A 17,922-nucleotide genomic window follows, 5' to 3' on the forward strand; every position below is an offset into this window, starting at 1 on the left:
TTAGACGTCCTCGTTGGACTCGCCTTCGAACGCTGCAAACAGCGGTTCGTCTTCAACGATTTCGGCGTTGGCGATGAACTCGTAGCTCATCAGGCCTTCAGCGATTTCACGCAGGGCTACAACGGTAGGCTTGTCGTTTTCCCACTGGACCAGGGGCTCTTTGCCGCCAGTGGCCAGTTGACGGGCACGCTTGGTAGAGAGCATGACCAGCTCAAAGCGGTTATCCACGTGTTCTAGGCAGTCTTCAACGGTTACGCGGGCCATGGTATTCCTCGGAGCGAATGCAAGATGCGCGCTGCCCGGTTGGGCGAGCGGACTGAGCAGTTTAAAAAATCACCAGCGTTTAGGGAAGCGCTGATTTTTCGCAGGCCTTCGCAAAACCGCTACAAGTGCCAATGTAAGGCCCTTGCAGCTGTTTTGGGAAGCGCCAATCAACCGAGCAATTCGGCGAGTAATTTGCCGAAACGCTGCTGTTGGCGCTTTTGCTGCAGTTGGTTGGCGCGGAAAATCGCCTTCAAATCGTCCAATGCGTGGGTAAAGTCGTCATTGATGATCAGGTAGTCGTAGTCGACGTAGTGGCTCATTTCGCTGACGGCCTCACGCATGCGACCTTCGATGATCTCGTCGCTGTCCTGGCCACGGTTGGTCAGACGCTGGTGCAGGGCTTGGAGCGAGGGCGGCAGGATGAAGATGGAGCGCGCCTTGGGCATCAGCTGGCGCACTTGCTCGGCGCCCTGCCAGTCGATCTCCAGAATCAGGTCGTGGCCTTCGTCCAGGGTCTGTTGCAGGTGGCTCTGCGAGGTGCCGTAGAGGTTGCCGAACACTTCGGCGCGCTCCAGGAAGTCACCGTGTTCGATCATCTTGACGAACTCGGTACGCTCGACGAAGTGATAGTGCACGCCGTCCACTTCGCCCGGGCGCATGGCGCGGGTGGTGTGCGAGACCGAAATGCGGATCTGCTCGTCAGCGTCGGTCAAGGCCTTGACCAGGCTGCTCTTGCCCGCGCCCGAAGGGGCGGAAATGATGTAAAGGGTGCCGGTGCTGTGGGTCATGGAGGGTGCCTTACTCAATATTCTGTACTTGTTCGCGCATTTGCTCGATCAACACTTTGAGGTTGACCGCCGCCGTGGTGCTGCGCGGGTCGAACGCCTTGGAGCCCAGTGTATTGGCTTCGCGGTTGAGTTCCTGCATCAGGAAGTCCAGGCGCCGACCGGCGGCACCGCCCGACTTGAGTACGCGGCGCACTTCAAGGATATGGGTACTCAGGCGGTCGAGTTCTTCGGCCACGTCGCTCTTCTGTGCGAGCAGGACCATTTCCTGTTCCAGGCGCGTCGGGTCGAGGTCGGCCTTCATGTCGGTGAAGCGGTCGAGGACCTTCTGGCGCTGGGTGGCGAGCATCTGCGGTACCAGTTCACGCAGGGTCACTACGTCGGCTTCGATCGACGTCAGCCGCTCGCTGATCAGGCGCGCCAGTTCGGCGCCTTCGCGCTCACGGCCGGCCTTGAGTTCCTTCAGGCCCTGGTTGAACAGGGCGAGGGCTTCGGCATTCAGGGCCTGTGGGTCAGCCGCGTCGGCCACCAGCACGCCGGGCCAGGCCAATACTTCCAGAGGGTTCAATGCGGCCGGCTGCTTGATCAGGCCGGCGATGGTTTCGGCAGCGGCCACCAGTTGGGCGGCGCGGTCGCGGTCGACCTGCAGCGGCTTGCCGGTGGTTTCTTCGGTAAAGCGCAGGGTGCATTCCAGCTTGCCACGGGAAATGCCCTGGCGCAGCGCTTCACGCACGGCGCCTTCGAGGTCGCGGAACGACTCTGGCAGGCGCAGGTGCGGCTCCAGGTAACGGCTGTTGACCGAGCGCAGTTCCCAGCTGAGGGTGCCTTGGGTCCCGGCTTTTTCGACACGGGCGAAGGCGGTCATGCTGTGCACCATGGAGGTACCTCGCGTTGGATAAATAGAAATTGGCCAGGCCGACCTGTAGGAGCGAGCTTGCTCGCGAAGAACGCAAGGCGCCGCGCTGAATCAGGAAGCCCCCGTAATTGTTGGCGTTTTTCGCGAGCAAGCTCGCTCCTACAGTCTGGAGGCGCAGGATTGTAGCGCAGTGGGAGGTAGGCGCCCAAACCCGGGCATTGGTAACCGGATTTTTTAGAAGTGCCCCGAACCGGCTTGCGGCTCTATAATGCTCGGCAGTTTTTCGTCCTCAGTACAGGTATCCCCTATGAAACGTCCAAGTGGTCGCGCTGCCGATCAGCTCCGCTCGATCCGCATCACCCGCAACTACACCAAACACGCCGAGGGATCCGTACTGGTCGAGTTTGGCGATACCAAGGTCATCTGCACTGTCAGCGTCGAAAACGGCGTGCCGCGCTTCCTCAAGGGCCAGGGCCAGGGTTGGTTGACCGCTGAATACGGCATGCTGCCGCGCGCCACTGGCGAGCGTAACCAGCGTGAAGCCAGCCGTGGCAAGCAAGGCGGGCGTACCCTGGAAATCCAGCGCTTGATCGGCCGTTCCCTGCGTGCCGCCCTGGATATGTCCAAGCTGGGTGACGTGACCCTCTACGTCGACTGCGACGTGATCCAGGCAGATGGCGGCACCCGCACGGCGTCCATCACCGGCGCCATGGTGGCCCTGGTCGACGCACTGAAAGTGATCAAGAAGCGTGGCGGCCTGAAAGCGGGTGACCCGCTCAAGCAGATGATCGCCGCTGTGTCGGTTGGCATGTACCAGGGCGAGCCTGTGTTGGACCTGGACTACCTGGAAGACTCGGCCGCCGAGACCGACCTCAACGTGGTCATGACCAGCACCGGTGGTTTCATCGAAGTGCAGGGCACTGCCGAAGGCGCGCCATTCCAGCCGGCTGAGCTGAACGCCATGCTGGCCTTGGCCCAGAAAGGCATGACCGAAATCTTTGAATTGCAGAACGCCGCGCTGGCTGACTGAGCCGGCCCCAAGGAGAAGCGCCATGAATGACAGCCAGTTGCCGGTCCCGGCCCCGTCCAAGGAAGTACGCCAGTGGGCAATGTTGTGTCATTTTGCGGCATTCCTGGGGTTGGTATTCCCCTTCGGCAGCTTGCTGGGGCCGTTGATCCTGTGGCAATTCAAGAAGGACATGGACCCGCTCATCGATGACCAGGGCAAGGAGGCGCTGAATTTCCAGATCACCGTGGCGATCGCCTGGCTGGTGTGCCTCTTGTTGGGCTTCGTGGTTGTTGGCTTCTTGCTGATGACCGTGCTGGTGATCGGGGCGTTGATACTGACGATCATCGCCGGTATCAAGGCCAACAAAGGCATTGCCTATCGCTATCCGTGGACCTGGCGCCTGGTCAAGTAACCGAACGGCCACAAAAAAACCGACATCAGTGTCGGTTTTTTTGTGCCTGGAAAACGACCTCAGATGGTCAATGTCCAGTCGTAGTCCACGATCAGCGGCGCGTGCTGCGAGAAGCGCGGCTGGCGCGGCAGGCGTGCACTGCGTACGAACCGGCGCAGGCCTGGGGTCAGCAGCTGGTAGTCGAAACGCCAGCCCAGGTTGAGCATCTCAGCCTGTTCGTTATCTGGCCACCAGCTGTACTGGTCGCCTTCGCGGCTGACTTCGCGCAGGGCATCGACATAGCCCATGTTGCCGACAATCTCGTCCATCCAGGCGCGTTCCGGCGCCAGGAAGCCTGGGGATTGCTGGCTGTCGCGCCAGTTCTTGATATCCAGCTTCTGTTGCGCCACGTACAGCGAGCCACAATAAATGTACTCGCGACGTTTACGTCGCTGTTTATCCAAGTAACGGGCGAAATCGTCCATTAGCTTGAATTTCTGGTTCAAGTCTTCATCGCCGTTCTGCCCGGAAGGAAGCAGCAAGGTCGCGATGCTGACCTTGTCGAAATCGGCTTGCAGGTAACGCCCGTAGCGGTCGGCTGTCTCGAAGCCGAGGCCGCTGATGACCGCCTTGGGTTGCAACCGCGAGTACAAAGCCACGCCACCTTGGGTGGGCACTTCGGCATCGCAGGCATAAAGGAAGTAGCCATCCAGTTGGAAGGCTGGGTCGTCCAGTTCAAAGGCGGAGGCACGGGTGTCCTGCAGGCAGATGACGTCGGCATTCTGTGCTTGCAGCCAACTGAGCAAACCACGCTCGACTGCAGCCTGAATACCATTAACGTTCACACTGATGATCCGCATAAATGGCCCCAAAAATCGCGTGCGTGTATGATACACGCCGTCCACCCAATTAGCTAAATCCGTGGTATCTGAGGCTTTTTTCATGCAGGCGTATCAGCGCGATTTCATTCGTTTTGCCATCGATCGCGGCGTTTTACGCTTCGGTGAGTTCACCCTCAAGTCCGGGCGCACCAGCCCGTACTTCTTCAATGCGGGCCTGTTCAACTCAGGTTCGGCCCTGGCTCAGCTGGGCCGTTTCTATGCGGCAGCCATCGTTGAGAGCGGTATTTCCTTCGACGTACTCTTTGGCCCGGCCTACAAGGGTATTCCCCTGGCAGCGGCGACGGCGGTAGCGCTGGCGGAGCATCACGGGCAGGACTTGCCGTGGTGTTTCAATCGTAAGGAAGCCAAGGCCCATGGTGAAGGTGGCAGCCTGGTCGGCGCGCCATTGACCGGCGAGGTGCTGATCATCGATGACGTGATCACCGCGGGTACTGCTATCCGTGAAGTGATGCAGATCATCGCTTCCCAGGACGGCGCCAAGGCTGCCGGTGTACTGATCGCCTTGAACCGCCAGGAACGCGGCAACGGTGAGTTGTCGGCGATCCAGGAAGTGGAGCGTGACTTCGGCATTCCGGTGGTGAGCATCGTGTCGTTGAACCAGGTGTTGCAGTTCCTGGAAGATGACCCGCAGCTCAAGCAGCATTTGCCGGCGGTGCGTGCCTACCGCGAGCAGTTCGGCGTCTGACACTGAATCCTGTGGGAGCGGGCTTGCCCGCGATAGCGGTGTGTCAGGCGGTGCATTTTAGAATGTACTGCCGTCATCGCAGGCAAGCCAGCGCCCACATTTGAACTGTGTACAAACAAAAAGCCCCGCTCAATTCGATTGAGCGGGGCTTTTTGCTTTGCAGCGGTTAAGGACGCTTGCGGTTACTGATCAGCGTGCCCACACCAGTATCGGTGAAGATTTCCAGCAGGATTGCATTTGGCACGCGGCCATCCAGGATCAGCGAGCTGCCGACGCCGCCCTGCACCGCTTCCAGTGCGCAACGGATCTTCGGCAACATGCCGCCGTAGATGGTGCCGTCGGCGATCAGGTCGTCTACCTGCTGGGTAGTCAAGCCGGTCAGTACCTTGCCTTCCTTGTCCATCAAGCCGGCGATGTTGGTCAGCAGCATCAGCTTTTCAGCCTTCAGTGCTTCCGCCACCTTACCGGCTACCAGATCGGCGTTGATGTTATAGGACTCGCCATTAGCACCCACGCCGATCGGCGCAATTACCGGGATGAAGTCGCCCTTGACCAGCAGGTTGAGCAAATCGGTGTTGATGCCGATGACTTCGCCCACCTGGCCGATGTCGATGATTTCCGGCTGGGTCATCTCCGGCGTCTTGCGGGTCACGGTCAGTTTCTTGGCGCGGATCAGTTCCGCATCCTTGCCGGTCAGGCCGATGGCGCTGCCGCCATGGCGGTTGATCAGGTTGACGATGTCTTTGTTGACCTGGCCGCCGAGGACCATTTCCACCACGTCCATGGTTTGCGCGTCAGTGACGCGCATGCCATCGATGAAGTGACTCTCGATGGACAACCGCTTGAGCAGGTCGCCGATTTGCGGGCCGCCGCCGTGGACAACCACGGGGTTGATCCCTACGGCCTTCATCAGCACGATGTCGCGCGCAAAGCCGGTTTTCAGCTCATCGCTTTCCATGGCATTGCCGCCGTACTTGATCACCAGCGTCTTGCCGACGTAGCGTCGAATATAAGGCAACGCTTCGGACAGGACCTTGGCGGTGTTGGCAGCGGCTTCGCGTTCGAGGGTCATTCAGGGCTCCGGGCAAAAAATCAGAACGGTAATTGGAGATCAGGGGCAACACGTTTCAACTGGGCGTGGAACACGTCCTTGATGCGCTGCAACTCAGCCTCGGTATCCGCCTCGAAACGCAGGACCAGCACCGGCGTGGTGTTAGACGCGCGAACCAGGCCCCAGCCTTTGGCGTAATCGACTCGCACACCATCAATGGTGGTCAGGTTGGCGCCTTCACCCCATTGCGCATCGTGCAATGCGTCAATGATGCTGAATTTGCTCTCCTCGGTCACATGGATATTGATCTCTGGCGTAGAAATATCATTCGGGAAGGTCTGAAACAGCTCTTCGGCCGTGGATTTCTCCTTGCTGAGGATCTCCAGCAGGCGAGCGGCGCTGTAAATACCATCATCAAACCCGAACCAGCGCTCCTTGAAGAACACGTGGCCGCTCATTTCACCGGCCAACAGCGCGCCGGTTTCCTTCATTTTCTTTTTGATCAACGAGTGACCGGTCTTCCACATTAGCGGGCGACCGCCGTACTCCTTGATCAATGGCGTCAGGCGACGCGTGCATTTCACGTCGAAGATGATCTCGGCGTTGGCATTGCGCGCAACCACGTCGCGGGCAAACAGCATCAACAGGCGGTCCGGGAACACGATCTCGCCGGTTTCGGTCACCACGCCCACACGGTCCCCGTCGCCATCGAAGGCCAGGCCGACGTCGGCGCCCACTTCCTTGACCTTGGCGATCAGGTCCACCAGGTTTTCCGGCTTGCCTGGGTCTGGGTGATGGTTGGGGAAGTTGCCGTCCACTTCGCAGAACAGTGGGATCACTTCGCAGTTCAGGGCTTCGAGCAATTGCGGGGCAATCACACCCGCTGCGCCGTTGCCGCAGTCCACCACGACTTTCAAGCGGCGGGCGAGCTTGACGTCACGGGTGATTTCATCGGAGTAGCGTTGCAGGATGTCAACCTTGGTGATGGTCCCTGTGCCGCGGGTCAGGTCGTTGGTCTTCAGGCGGGTGTGCAGGGCCTGGATCTGCTCATTGGCCAGGGTGTCGCCAGCGATGACGATCTTGAAGCCGTTGTAGTCCGACGGGTTGTGGCTGCCGGTAAGCATGACCCCGGATTTGCCCGCCAGTACGTTGGCGGCGTAGTACAGCGCGGGGGTTGGCACCAGACCGACGTCGCTGACGTGGCAGCCGCTGTCAGCCAGGCCCTGGATCAGTTGCTCGACCAGCTCCGGGCCAGACAAGCGGCCGTCACGGCCTACCGAAACGTTGGGTTCGCCTTGGGCCAGACTCTGGGAGCCGATGGCGCGGCCGATCCAGTAGGCGGTTTCGGCGGTCAGGGTCTTGGGGACCACACCACGGATGTCATAGGCGCGAAAAATGCTGTCGGGAAAGGTCGGGGCTACGCGGGCTGCGGTACTCATCGCGGGGGAAACTCCATCTGAAGGGGGCAAGGCGGGCCTGATGTGGCTGGCCGGCAGGCTCAAACTGAAGGGTATGACGGCGTTTTCGGCAGAGAGTTCGTGGTGTAAAAATGCCATCGGCGCTTCGGCGCTAGCATTATTTTTACGTAGTCCTTTGATTTCATTAGAGAAATCTCGATGATTATTTCCGCGCATTCTTCATCCTGAAAAGCCGGGCGGTGGCGCGTGGCCGGACGATTGCATCCGGCCACGTTCAGCTTAGTCAGTGACTGCCGGAATGCCCAAAACCGCCTGCGCCGCGTTGGGTTTCGTCGAATTCCTGCACCAATTCAAAATGCGCCTGCACCACCGGCACCAATACCAGTTGGGCGATGCGCTCGCCGACGGCGATGTTGAAAGCAGTCTGGCCACGGTTCCAGCACGACACCATCAACTCGCCCTGGTAGTCGGAGTCGATCAGGCCGACCAAGTTGCCGAGCACGATGCCATGTTTGTGACCCAGGCCGGAGCGCGGCAGGATCAGCGCCGCCAAGCCAGGATCGCCGACATAGATCGACAGGCCAGTGGGAATCAGGATGGTTTGGCCCGGCTCAAGGACGGTGTCCTCTTTGAGCATGGCGCGCAGGTCCAGGCCGGCGGAACCCGGCGTGGCGTACGCCGGCAGAGGGAATTCGTTGCCGAGGCGTGGGTCGAGAATCTTGGCTTGCAAAGCGTGCATGGACATTAAACCTGGTTCAGCCGTTGGGCGATAAAAGAGATCAGTTGGCGGGCAATCTTGCCCTTGCTGGTCTGGGCGAAAAGGGTGGCGTGCAGTTCGCGGTCGATCACGCTGCACGCATTTTCCTCGCTGTTGAAGCCGATGCTCGGGTTGGCGACATCATTGGCAACGATCAGGTCGAGGTTTTTGTCTTTCAGTTTGCGTGCGGCGTAGTCCAGCAGGTGCTCGGTCTCGGCAGCGAAACCGACGCTGAACGGACGGTCTGGACGGGTTGCGATGGTGGCCAGGATGTCCGGGTTACGCACCATTTGCAGGAGCAGGCCGTCGCCGCTCGTAGGGTCTTTCTTGAGCTTCTGCGGGGCCACGACCTCCGGGCGGTAATCCGCAACCGCTGCCGAGGCGATAAACAGGTCGCAGGGAATGGCGGCTTCGCAGGCCGCCAACATGTCCCGGGCGCTGACTACGTCGATCCGCGTGACGCGATCAGGGGTCGGCAGATGCACGGGACCTGTGATCAGTGTGACCCGTGCGCCTGCCTCGACCGCAGCTTCTGCCAACGCGAAGCCCATTTTTCCTGAGCTATGGTTGGTGATGTAGCGCACCGGGTCGATGTTTTCCTGGGTCGGGCCGGCGGTGATCAGCACGTGCTTGCCGGTCAGGGCCAGATGCTGGAAGCACTCGGCGGCGCACTGCGCCAGGTCCGTGGCTTCGAGCATGCGGCCCAGGCCGACGTCGCCGCAGGCCTGGCTGCCGGAAGCCGGGCCGAACACCTTGAGGCCGCGGGTTTGCAGGAGTTGGGTATTGGCCTGGGTGGCCGGATCGCGCCACATGGCCTGGTTCATGGCCGGTGCTATAGCGACGGTGGCGTCGGTGGCCAATACCAGGGTGGTGAGCAGGTCATCGGCAATGCCCTGGGCCAGGCGGGCGATCAGGTCGGCAGTGGCCGGGGCGATCAGCACCAGGTCGGCCCATTTGGCCAGTTCGATATGGCCCATGGCGGCTTCTGCGGCCGGGTCCAGCAGGTCGAGGTGAACCGGGTGGCCGGACAGGGCTTGCATGGTCAGCGGGGTGATGAACTCACTGCCACCACGGGTCATGACCACGCGCACTTCGGCGCCCTGGTCCAGGAGCCTGCGAACCAACTCTGCGCTCTTGTAGGCGGCAATGCCGCCGCCGACGCCGAGAACGATGCGTTTCCGATACAGACGCTGCATTGGTTTGCCTTTCCAGTTCAGTGATGCCAGTTCAGTGACGCCTGCGATGACCCCTCCCCAGGTGAAATCGCCGGCAAAAAAGAGGGCCCTACGATAACACAGCGCCCGCCGGGCAACAGCGGAGCAGATACAGGGAGGTGGGATGAGTATTCGTGATTGGCCCGTGGCGGAGCGTCCGCGGGAGAAATTATTGGAAGGCGGCGCAGCGAGCCTGTCCGATGCCGAGCTGTTGGCGATTTTCCTGCGTACGGGGGTTGCCGGGCGAAGTGCGGTGGATCTGGCGCGCCATCTGTTGGCGCAATTCGGTGGCCTGCGCCCGTTACTGGAGGCCAGCCAGACGTTGTTCAGCCAGCATCTGGGGCTGGGGCCGGCGAAGTTCGCCCAACTGCAGGCGGTGCTGGAAATGTCCCGGCGCCACTTGGCTGAGCGCTTGCGGGCTGACTCGGTGCTGGAGAGCCCGTTGGCCGTGCGCGAGTACCTCAAGGCGCTGCTGCGCCATGAGCCCCATGAGATATTCGGCTGCCTGTTTCTGGACTCCAAGCATCGGGTGCTGGGGTTCGAGGTCATTTCCCAGGGCACCATCGACGCTGCGATTGTCTATCCGCGACAAGTGGTCAAGCGCGCCTTGGCGTACAACGCGGCGGCGTTGATCCTGTGCCACAACCACCCGTCGGGGAGCGCGGAGCCCAGCGCGGCTGATCGAAAATTGACCAAGCTGCTGCAAAAGGCGCTGGACGTGGTGGATGTGCGGGTGCTGGACCATATCATCGTGGGCGATGGCGACCCGCTGTCGATGGCTGAATACGGTTGGTTGTAACGGTCCGGCCTCTGTAGGAGCGAGCAAGTTCGCTCCTACAGGTGGGAGTGTGCCTTAGGGCTTGAGGCTGACTTTCGAATAGTCCTGGCGCCCGAACGGGCTTACCTGGTACCCCTGGATGTTCTTGCGGGTCAAGGCAAACGCCGTCGGATGCGCCAGTGGCAGCCACAGCGCCTGTTGCTGGATCTGCGCCTGGGCCTGCTGATACAGCTTGCTGCGCACACCTTGCTCACTGGTGGTTTTGCCCGCGCTGATCAACTTATCCAGGGTGGGGTCGCAATAGCGGGCAAAGTTGGTGCCGGACTTCACCGCTGCGCATGAGAACTGCGGCGTCAGGAAGTTATCCGGGTCGCCGTTGTCGCCGGCCCAGCCCATGAACAGCAAGTCGTGCTCGCCGGCCTTGGCGCGGCGGATCAACTCGCCCCATTCGATCACGCGAATCTCGGCCTGGATGCCAACCTTGGCCAGGTCGGCCTGCAACAGTTGGGCGCCGAGGTTCGGGTTGGGGTTCAGCAGGCTGCCCGTAGGGCGGGTCCATATTGTGGTCTTGAAGCCGTCCTTGAGCCCGGCGCGGCCCAGCAGCGCCTTGGCTTTGGCGAGGTCCTGCGGGTAGCCTGGCAACTCCTTGGCATAGCTCCAGGTGTTCGGCGGGTAGACACCGTTGGCTGCTTCGGCGGTGCCTTCGAACACGGCCTTGAGGTAGCTGCCCTTGTCAAAGGCCAGGTTGATCGCCTGGCGCACTTCGGGCTTGTCCAGCGGTGGGTGCTGGCTGTTGATGGCGACGAACGCGGTCATGAAGGCGGCGGTTTTTTCCACCTTCAGCGCCGAGTCTTTTTCGGCCTCGCCCACATCCAGGGGCTTGGGTGACAGGGCGATCTGGCATTCATCGCGGTGCAGCTTCTGCAGGCGTACGTTGGCGTCCGGGGTGATGGCGAAAATCAGGTTATCCACCGCCGGTTTGCCGGCGAAGTAGTCCGGGTTGGCCTTGTAACGCACCACGGCATCTTTCTGGAAACGCACGAACACAAACGGGCCGGTGCCGATTGGCTGGCTGTTGAGCTTCTCGGGTGTGCCGGCCTTGAGCAATTTATCGGCATATTCAGCCGGATAGATCGAGGCAAAGCCCATGCTCAGTGCTGGTAAGAAGGTGGAATCGGCATGGTCGAGGGTGAAGCGCACGGTCAGTGGGTCAAGGGCGTCGATTTTCTTGACCAGTGTGGGCAATTGCAGGGATTGGGCGTGAGGAAAGCCGCTCTGGGCGATCTTGTGCCACGGGTTGGCCGGGTCGAGCATGCGCTCGAAGCTGAAGCGCACGTCTTCGGCGGTCAAGGTGCGGCTTGGGCTGAAATAACTGGTGCGATGGAATTTCACATCGGGGTGCAGTTTGAAGGTGTACGTCAGCCCATCGGGCGACACTTCCCAGCTGTCTGCAAGGCTCGGTACCAACTTGCCACTGGCCGCGTCGAATTCCACTAAACGGTTCATCAGCACGTCGGCCGAGGCGTTGGTGGTGGTCAGTGAGTTGTACTGCACCACATCGAAGCCTTCGGGGCTGGCCTCGGTGCATACGCTCAAGTTGGTGGCCGCAACGGCCATCGGCGCAATAAAGAGAGGGGCAAGCAATAGCGGTAGGGCAGCGAGGCGCATATTCGGTTTCCTGTGCAGATCGAAGGCCCATCTGCGAGTGCAGTCTGGAAAAAGCCTACCGTAGAGGTCTGATTGATAAATGACTAGCCCATTTTTGCCTGTGCTTTTGGCCAAAATGCTGTTTTGATGGCGCCTCAGCGTGTTTCGCCGTGCACTTCCCTGTGACCGCAGGCGTTGTAAATCATTCTGTGCGACGAGCGGTCGGCTGTTACAGCGGCCCCTCCTGGCAGCGGTTCAGGCACTTGTGGCCAAGATTTACGCTGCTAAAAGTACACAGGTTGTTGTTGCACTGGGGTCTTTCTGGTATAAAGCAGCGCTCTTTTCTAGGGGCCCGGTTCCTTCACTGTAGGTGTAGCCGGTAAGACCCTAAAGAAACGCGGCGCCTGGCGCCAAATGACTGAGAGATTAAGCGGCCAACCCATGCCGGGTTGGGCATGTGGTTTTAGAGGGCTGAGGCATGTCGAGAGTCTGTCAAGTTACCGGTAAGGGTCCGGTGACTGGGAATAACATTTCCCACGCAAATAACAAAACCCGTCGTCGTTTCCTGCCGAACCTGCAGCATCACCGCTTCTGGGTTGAAGAAGAGAAACGTTTCGTGCGTCTGCGCGTATCTGCTAAAGGCATGCGTATTATCGACAAGCGTGGCATCACTGTCGTGCTGGCCGAAATCCGCGCCGCTGGCAAGATCTAAGGAGCTCTATCATGCGTGAATTGATTCGAATGATCTCTAGCGCCGGTACTGGTCACTTCTACACTACCGACAAGAACAAGCGTACTACCCCGGACAAGCTCGAAAAGAAAATGTTCGACCCGCGCGTTCGCAAGCACGTGATCTACAAAGAAGGCAAAATCAAGTAATTGATTTTCCTCCTTGTGAAAAAAAGCCCGTATCTCACGATGCGGGCTTTTTTTTGCCTGGGGTTTGGTGATCAGGCTTGCTGATCGTTCCCACGCTCTGCGTGGGAATGCCGTCTCGGACGCTCAGCGTCCCGTTGTCGATCAATCAATGATCAGGCTTTCTCTTCAAACACCACGTAGATCTTGCGGCACGCTTCCAGCACTTCCCAGGTACCGCTGAAACCGGCAGGGATCACAAAGCGATCGCCGGCCCGCAGGGTCTTGGCATTCCCCTCGGCATCACGCAACACCGACACGCCTTGCACGATCTCGCAGTACTCATGCTCGGTGTAGTTGACCTTCCACTGGCCCACTTCACCTTCCCAGACGCCGGCGTTCATCTGGCCGCATGGGCTGTTGTAGTGGTTGTAGAGTGTCTGCTCGGGATCGCCCTTGAGGATTTTCTCGGCGGCAGGGCGGTAGCGTTCGGGGGCGGTGTTGGCTTGGCTGAAATCGACGATGTCCTGGATGCTCATGTGCATTTCCCGTCTGGCCTGCGGTTGGAGAGTCCAAAGTCTATGTTTATTAAAATGAACATCGCAAGGGCGTTTGCCGCCGTTATGTCAAATATATTGAAACATCCCCAGCCGCTGGTTTAGGGTGGCAGCTGCCTTGAGCCGAACAGCAGGCTGGTCGGGCAAGCATTCGTGATGGCGCCGGGATAAACCTCCCAGGCCCTTGTATTCAATAAGAGGAGGACACTCGCATGACCACCCTGACCCGTGCCGACTGGGAACAACGCGCCAAGGCTCTGAAAATCGAAGGCCGCGCCTATATCAATGGCGAATACACCGCCGCCGTTTCCGGTGACACCTTCGAATGCATCAGCCCGGTGGATGGGCGCTTGCTGGCCACTGTCGCCAGCTGTGATGCCAGCGATGCCCAGCGCGCCGTGGAAAATGCGCGTGCCACTTTCAATTCCGGCGTGTGGTCGCGCCTGGCACCGGCCAAGCGCAAGTCCGTCATGATCCGTTTCGCCGCGCTGCTCAAGGCCAACGCCGAAGAGCTGGCGCTGCTTGAAACCCTGGATATGGGCAAGCCCATCAGCGATTCCCTGAACATCGACGTCCCCGGCGCGGCGCAAGCCCTGAGCTGGAGCGGCGAGGCGATCGACAAGATCTACGACGAAGTCGCCGCCACGCCCCACGATCAACTGGGCCTGGTGACCCGCGAGCCCGTCGGTGTTGTTGGCGCCATCGTGCCGTGGAACTTCCCGTTGATGATGGCGTGCTGGAAACTCGGCCCGGCGCTGTCCACCGGCAACTCTGTCATCCTGAAGCCGTCCGAAAAATCCCCGCTCACCGCCATCCGCATCGCCGCGTTGGCCGTTGAGGCTGGTATTCCAAAAGGCGTGTTCAACGTGCTGCCTGGCTATGGCCACACCGTGGGTAACGCCCTGGCGGTGCACATGGACGTCGATACCCTGGTGTTCACGGGCTCCACCAAGATCGCCAAGCAACTGTTGATCCGCTCCGGCGAGTCGAACATGAAGCGTGTATGGCTGGAAGCCGGTGGCAAGAGCCCGAACATCGTGTTTGCCGACGCGCCGAACCTGCAAGCGGCGGCCGAATCCGCCGCCAGCGCCATTGCCTTCAACCAGGGCGAAGTCTGCACTGCCGGCTCGCGCCTGCTGGTCGAGCGTTCGATCAAAGACACCTTCCTGCCGCTGGTGATCGAGGCCCTCAAGGGCTGGAAACCCGGCAATCCACTGGACCCAGCCACCACTGTGGGTGCATTGGTGGATACGCAACAGATGAACACCGTGCTTTCGTACATTGAAGCCGGCCACGCCGACGGCGCCAAGCTGGTCGCGGGTGGCAAGCGCACCCTGGAAGAGTCCGGCGGCACCTACGTCGAGCCGACGATTTTCGACGGCGTGACCAATGCCATGAAGATCGCCCAGGAAGAGATCTTTGGCCCGGTCCTGTCGGTGATCACTTTCGACAGCGCCGAAGAAGCCATCGCCATCGCCAACGACACCCAATACGGCCTGGCTGCGGCGGTGTGGACGGCGGATATCTCCAAGGCACACCTGACGGCCAAGGCTCTGCGCGCCGGCAGCGTGTGGGTTAACCAGTACGACGGCGGCGACATGACCGCTCCGTTCGGTGGTTTCAAGCAGTCGGGTAATGGCCGCGACAAGTCGCTGCATGCATTCGACAAGTACACCGAGCTGAAGGCGACCTGGATCAAGCTCTAAGCAACACTGCTGATCCCCTGTAGGAGCGAGCCTGGGTGGGAACTGGCTTGCCTGCGATAGCATCACTGAGGTGTGGCTGACACACCGAGGCGTCTGTATCGCAGGCAAGCCAGCTCCCACATAAGCTCGCTCCTACAGTTCGTTTTGCGAAGCAGAATTATCCACAGGAGCGTGGCAATGCGTTGGGCGACATATTTCGCCGTGCTGGCCTCGGTACTCAGCGTTGGCCTGGCCCTGGGTGTCAGCATGCCGTTGGTATCCCTGCGTCTTGAAGGTTGGGGTTATGGCAGTTTCGCCATTGGCGTGATGGCGGCGATGCCGGCATTCGGCGTACTGCTGGGCGCCAAGGTCTCCAGCCGCATGGCGTCCTGGCTCGGCACTGCCAACCTGATGCGCCTGTGCCTGTGGGCCGGTGCGGTGTCCATCGGCTTGCTGGCGATCCTGCCCAGCTACCCGGTGTGGCTGGTGCTCAGGCTGATGATCGGGGTGATCCTGACCATCGTATTCATCCTTGGCGAAAGCTGGATCAACCAACTGGTGGTCGAGCAGTGGCGTGGCCGGCTGGTGGCGCTCTACGGCTGCAGCTATGCCTTGAGCCAGCTGTCGGGGCCGTTGCTGCTGGGCCTGATAGGCACCGATCATGACTATGGCTTCTGGGTCGGCGCAGGCCTTTTAGTGGTGGCGCCGTTACTGTTGCTAGGACGTACCGGGGCGCCGACAGCGGATTCGTTCAGCGTGACGTTTGGCGACCTGTGGCGCTTTTGCCTGGGCCTGCCGGCGATTGCCTGGGCTGTGGCGTTGTTCGCTGCCTTCGAAGCGATGATTCTGACGTTGTTGCCGGTGTATTGCCTGCAACAGGGTTTTACCGCTGAGATCGCCTTGGCGATGGTCAGCACGGTGGTGGTGGGCGATGCGTTGCTGCAATTGCCCATTGGCGCGCTGGCCGACTACCTGCCGCGACGCACTCTGTTTCTGGCCTGTGCACTGTTGTTGCTGGCATCGAGCCTGGCGGTGCCGTTATTGATGCACACCTTGCTGATCTGGCCGGTGTGGGTGCTGTTCGGCGCCAGTGCCGGCGGTTTGTTTACCTTGTCGCTGATTTTGATTGGCGAGCGCTACCGCGACGATGCGTTGGTGCGTGCCAACGCTCACGTGGCGCAGCTGTGGGGCATTGGCTGCCTGATCGGGCCGCTGGTGGCAGGAGCGGGCAGCCAGTGGATCAGTGGGCATGCGCTGCCGCTGTTGATGGCGGCCGGGGCGCTGGGGTTGGTGGTGCTGTTGCTGCGCCAGGGGGCTTTCGGCGCTACGCAGCCGGCCTGACCTTTAAACGCGGCCAATGTGGGAGCTGGCTTGCCTGCGATGACGGTTTGTCAGCCAGCGGATTTGTTGTCTGGCACACCGCTATCGCGGGCAAGCCCGGCTCCCACAGGTGATTCGCAGGGGTTTTAGAGCATGCGTTCCAGGCCAACACTGGTGGCGAACCAGGCGTTGAACCGCCGCCACCAATTGCCCGGTTCGCGCGTCAGAGTGTGCATCTGGCCGTTGTCTTCTGTCACCCACACCACTTGGCCGTCCTGCAGTTTGGCCTCATAGCTCAACGCTGGCGCCATACCTTCCAGCGCCAGGTTGCGCACGTGTTCGGCCAGTTCGGGGCTGTCCACCAGTACGCCGACTTCGGTGTTCCACAGCACTGAGCGCGGGTCGAAATTGAATGAGCCGATAAACGACTTTTCTCGATCGAAAATCATCGCCTTGCTGTGCAGGCTGGAGTCCGAGCCGCGCCAGCTGCCATGCCGAAACAGGTGCGGGCCGCTGCTTGCGCTGGGGTCGCCCGGCTGCCGGCGCAGCTCATAGAGCTTCACCCCGTGCTCCAGCAGTGCCTTGCGATACGGCGCATAACCGCCGTGCACGGCCGGTACGTCGGTTGCTTCGAGGGCGTTGGTCAGCAGGCGCACCGAAACACCCGCATCGGCACGCCCTGTGAGGTAGACCAGCCCAGGTTGGCCCGGTACGAAGTAAGCCGAAATCATGATCAGCTCATGGCTGACCCCCGCCAGCTCTGGCGCCAGCTGGGTGGTCAGCAACAGTCGCGGGTCGGGGTCGGCCTTGGCCAGTACCTTGCTCGGTGCGTCCCACAGCGCCTGGTTCCAGGCCCAGATCAACTCGCGGCGCCAGATGTCCATGCGGGGCTGGGTCTGGTAAGTGCGCAGGCGGTTATACAGCGCGTGGTTCTGCTGACGGGACTGAGCCAGGGAGGCTTCAAGGCGCCCGCGGGCGACGGCGAGGTCGACCTTGGAGGGTTTGTTCGAGACGAAGTCATCGATAGGCTTGCTCAGGGCGCTGTTCCAGTACTGGTCGAAGCTGTGACCCAATTGCTCGGCTACCGGCCCGACGCTGAGCATGTCGATGTCGGTGAAATTCAGGTTGGGTTCGGCGTCGAAATACTCGTCGCCCAGGTTGCGCCCGCCAACGATGGCCACGCTGTTATCGGCCAGCCACAGCTTGTTATGCATGCGCCGGTGTTGCAGCGACAGGTTGAATACACGGCCCATGGCGCGTGTAACGCCGGTGCTGCGCCCCAGGTGCAGCGGGTTGAACAGGCGTATCTGCACCTTGGGATGGGCGGCGAGGGTGGCGATGATCTGGTCGAGGCCATCGCTGGTGGTGTCGTCCAGTAGAATGCGTACGCGCACCCCGCGGTCGGCGGCCTTGAGCAGTTCGTCCACAAGCATGCGTGTGCTGATGCCGTCGTGCACGATGTAGTACTGCAAGTCGAGGCTGGTCTGGGCGTTGCGGATCAACTCGGCGCGGGCCATGAAGGCTTCACTGCTGTTGGGCAGCAAACGAAAGCCCGAGCGCCCTTGGTAGGGGGCGGCCTGGGCCTGGATCGAGCGACCGAACGAGGAGTCCTTCGCCGGCAGGGCATCGCTGGGGATGCGCGGGGTGTCGACCGTGGCGCAGCCGCCCAGGGCCAGGGCGGCCAGCAGGCAAAACGGTAAAAGCCGTCGAATCATCAAGGAAACTGCTTCCAGGTCAGGGCGGTTGTG

General features: G+C 60.8%; 18 protein-coding genes and 1 pseudogene. 8 read left to right on the forward strand and 11 right to left on the reverse strand.

What is annotated here, in order from left to right:
• From rpoZ to BMH52_RS08940, 3 genes are all read right to left on the reverse strand, one after another.
• Entirely contained in the window at positions 1-264 is a 264-nt protein-coding gene (gene rpoZ, locus BMH52_RS08930; RefSeq protein ID WP_003195508.1) for a DNA-directed RNA polymerase subunit omega, read from the reverse strand.
• Positions 265-431: 167 nt separating this feature from the next.
• Positions 432-1,052, reverse strand: coding sequence for a guanylate kinase (gmk, locus tag BMH52_RS08935; RefSeq protein WP_019818119.1), 621 nt, complete (start codon positions 1,050-1,052; stop codon positions 432-434).
• 10 nt (positions 1,053-1,062) lie between these two features.
• Positions 1,063-1,926, reverse strand: coding sequence for a YicC/YloC family endoribonuclease (locus BMH52_RS08940; RefSeq protein ID WP_073843432.1), 864 nt, complete (start codon positions 1,924-1,926; stop codon positions 1,063-1,065).
• 286 nt (positions 1,927-2,212) lie between these two features.
• On the opposite strand from BMH52_RS08940, the gene rph reads away from it, so the two are divergent.
• Both rph and BMH52_RS08950 read left to right on the forward strand, forming a co-directional pair.
• The gene (gene rph / locus BMH52_RS08945) at positions 2,213-2,935 is read left to right on the forward strand and encodes a ribonuclease PH (protein ID WP_003195497.1); all 723 of its coding nucleotides are present in this window, start codon (positions 2,213-2,215) and stop codon (positions 2,933-2,935) included.
• 22 nt (positions 2,936-2,957) lie between these two features.
• Positions 2,958-3,326 carry a DUF4870 domain-containing protein gene (locus tag BMH52_RS08950; RefSeq protein WP_003195495.1) on the forward strand — a complete coding sequence of 123 codons (369 nt, stop codon included), beginning with the start codon at positions 2,958-2,960 and terminating at the stop codon, positions 3,324-3,326.
• A gap of 59 nt (positions 3,327-3,385) precedes the next feature.
• Here the strand turns inward: BMH52_RS08950 and BMH52_RS08955 are convergent, their stop codons facing one another.
• On the reverse strand, positions 3,386-4,165 hold the full coding sequence (locus BMH52_RS08955) for an exodeoxyribonuclease III (RefSeq protein ID WP_003195493.1): 780 nt from the start codon (positions 4,163-4,165) through the stop codon (positions 3,386-3,388).
• 82 nt (positions 4,166-4,247) lie between these two features.
• Between BMH52_RS08955 and pyrE the strand changes: the two genes are divergently transcribed.
• Positions 4,248-4,892 (forward strand): orotate phosphoribosyltransferase, encoded by a 645-nt coding sequence (gene pyrE / locus BMH52_RS08960; RefSeq protein WP_014720483.1) that lies wholly within the window; start codon positions 4,248-4,250, stop codon positions 4,890-4,892.
• Between the two features lie 166 nt (positions 4,893-5,058).
• Here pyrE and argB read toward each other — a convergent pair whose 3' ends face one another.
• The 4 genes and pseudogenes from argB to coaBC form a co-directional block, all read right to left on the reverse strand.
• Complete coding sequence (gene argB, locus BMH52_RS08965; RefSeq protein WP_003213275.1) at positions 5,059-5,964, reverse strand: acetylglutamate kinase; 906 nt, start codon at positions 5,962-5,964, stop codon at positions 5,059-5,061.
• A gap of 20 nt (positions 5,965-5,984) precedes the next feature.
• Positions 5,985-7,391: pseudogene (locus BMH52_RS08970) on the reverse strand (phosphomannomutase/phosphoglucomutase); the annotation flags it as partial.
• Between the two features lie 253 nt (positions 7,392-7,644).
• Complete coding sequence (dut, locus tag BMH52_RS08975) at positions 7,645-8,100, reverse strand: dUTP diphosphatase (RefSeq protein WP_014720481.1); 456 nt, start codon at positions 8,098-8,100, stop codon at positions 7,645-7,647.
• A gap of 5 nt (positions 8,101-8,105) precedes the next feature.
• Positions 8,106-9,314 carry a bifunctional phosphopantothenoylcysteine decarboxylase/phosphopantothenate--cysteine ligase CoaBC gene (gene coaBC, locus BMH52_RS08980; RefSeq protein ID WP_003195481.1) on the reverse strand — a complete coding sequence of 403 codons (1,209 nt, stop codon included), beginning with the start codon at positions 9,312-9,314 and terminating at the stop codon, positions 8,106-8,108.
• A gap of 142 nt (positions 9,315-9,456) precedes the next feature.
• Between coaBC and radC the strand changes: the two genes are divergently transcribed.
• Positions 9,457-10,131: a DNA repair protein RadC gene (radC, locus tag BMH52_RS08985; RefSeq protein WP_014720480.1), complete on the forward strand. Its 675-nt coding sequence runs from the start codon at positions 9,457-9,459 to the stop codon at positions 10,129-10,131.
• A gap of 54 nt (positions 10,132-10,185) precedes the next feature.
• Here radC and BMH52_RS08990 read toward each other — a convergent pair whose 3' ends face one another.
• On the reverse strand, positions 10,186-11,778 hold the full coding sequence (locus BMH52_RS08990) for an ABC transporter substrate-binding protein (RefSeq protein WP_014720479.1): 1,593 nt from the start codon (positions 11,776-11,778) through the stop codon (positions 10,186-10,188).
• Between the two features lie 457 nt (positions 11,779-12,235).
• Between BMH52_RS08990 and rpmB the strand changes: the two genes are divergently transcribed.
• Both rpmB and rpmG read left to right on the forward strand, forming a co-directional pair.
• Positions 12,236-12,469, forward strand: coding sequence for a 50S ribosomal protein L28 (gene rpmB / locus BMH52_RS08995; RefSeq protein ID WP_003176907.1), 234 nt, complete (start codon positions 12,236-12,238; stop codon positions 12,467-12,469).
• 11 nt (positions 12,470-12,480) lie between these two features.
• Entirely contained in the window at positions 12,481-12,636 is a 156-nt protein-coding gene (gene rpmG / locus BMH52_RS09000; protein ID WP_003176906.1) for a 50S ribosomal protein L33, read from the forward strand.
• Positions 12,637-12,788: 152 nt separating this feature from the next.
• On the opposite strand, the gene BMH52_RS09005 is transcribed toward rpmG, so the two are convergent.
• Positions 12,789-13,151, reverse strand: coding sequence for a cupin domain-containing protein (locus tag BMH52_RS09005; protein ID WP_014720478.1), 363 nt, complete (start codon positions 13,149-13,151; stop codon positions 12,789-12,791).
• Positions 13,152-13,381: 230 nt separating this feature from the next.
• Here BMH52_RS09005 and BMH52_RS09010 point away from each other — a divergent pair, with 230 nt between their 5' ends.
• Positions 13,382-14,875 carry an aldehyde dehydrogenase gene (locus BMH52_RS09010; RefSeq protein WP_003195472.1) on the forward strand — a complete coding sequence of 498 codons (1,494 nt, stop codon included), beginning with the start codon at positions 13,382-13,384 and terminating at the stop codon, positions 14,873-14,875.
• 177 nt (positions 14,876-15,052) lie between these two features.
• Positions 15,053-16,195 carry an MFS transporter gene (locus BMH52_RS09015; protein WP_019819806.1) on the forward strand — a complete coding sequence of 381 codons (1,143 nt, stop codon included), beginning with the start codon at positions 15,053-15,055 and terminating at the stop codon, positions 16,193-16,195.
• A 125-nt stretch (positions 16,196-16,320) separates the two neighbouring features.
• Here BMH52_RS09015 and BMH52_RS09020 read toward each other — a convergent pair whose 3' ends face one another.
• Positions 16,321-17,889 (reverse strand): phospholipase D family protein, encoded by a 1,569-nt coding sequence (locus BMH52_RS09020; protein ID WP_014720476.1) that lies wholly within the window; start codon positions 17,887-17,889, stop codon positions 16,321-16,323.
• Positions 17,890-17,922: the final 33 nt, after the last annotated feature.

The organism is Pseudomonas sp. BTN1, assembly GCF_001907715.1.
GTDB lineage: Bacteria > Pseudomonadota > Gammaproteobacteria > Pseudomonadales > Pseudomonadaceae > Aquipseudomonas > Aquipseudomonas paracarnis.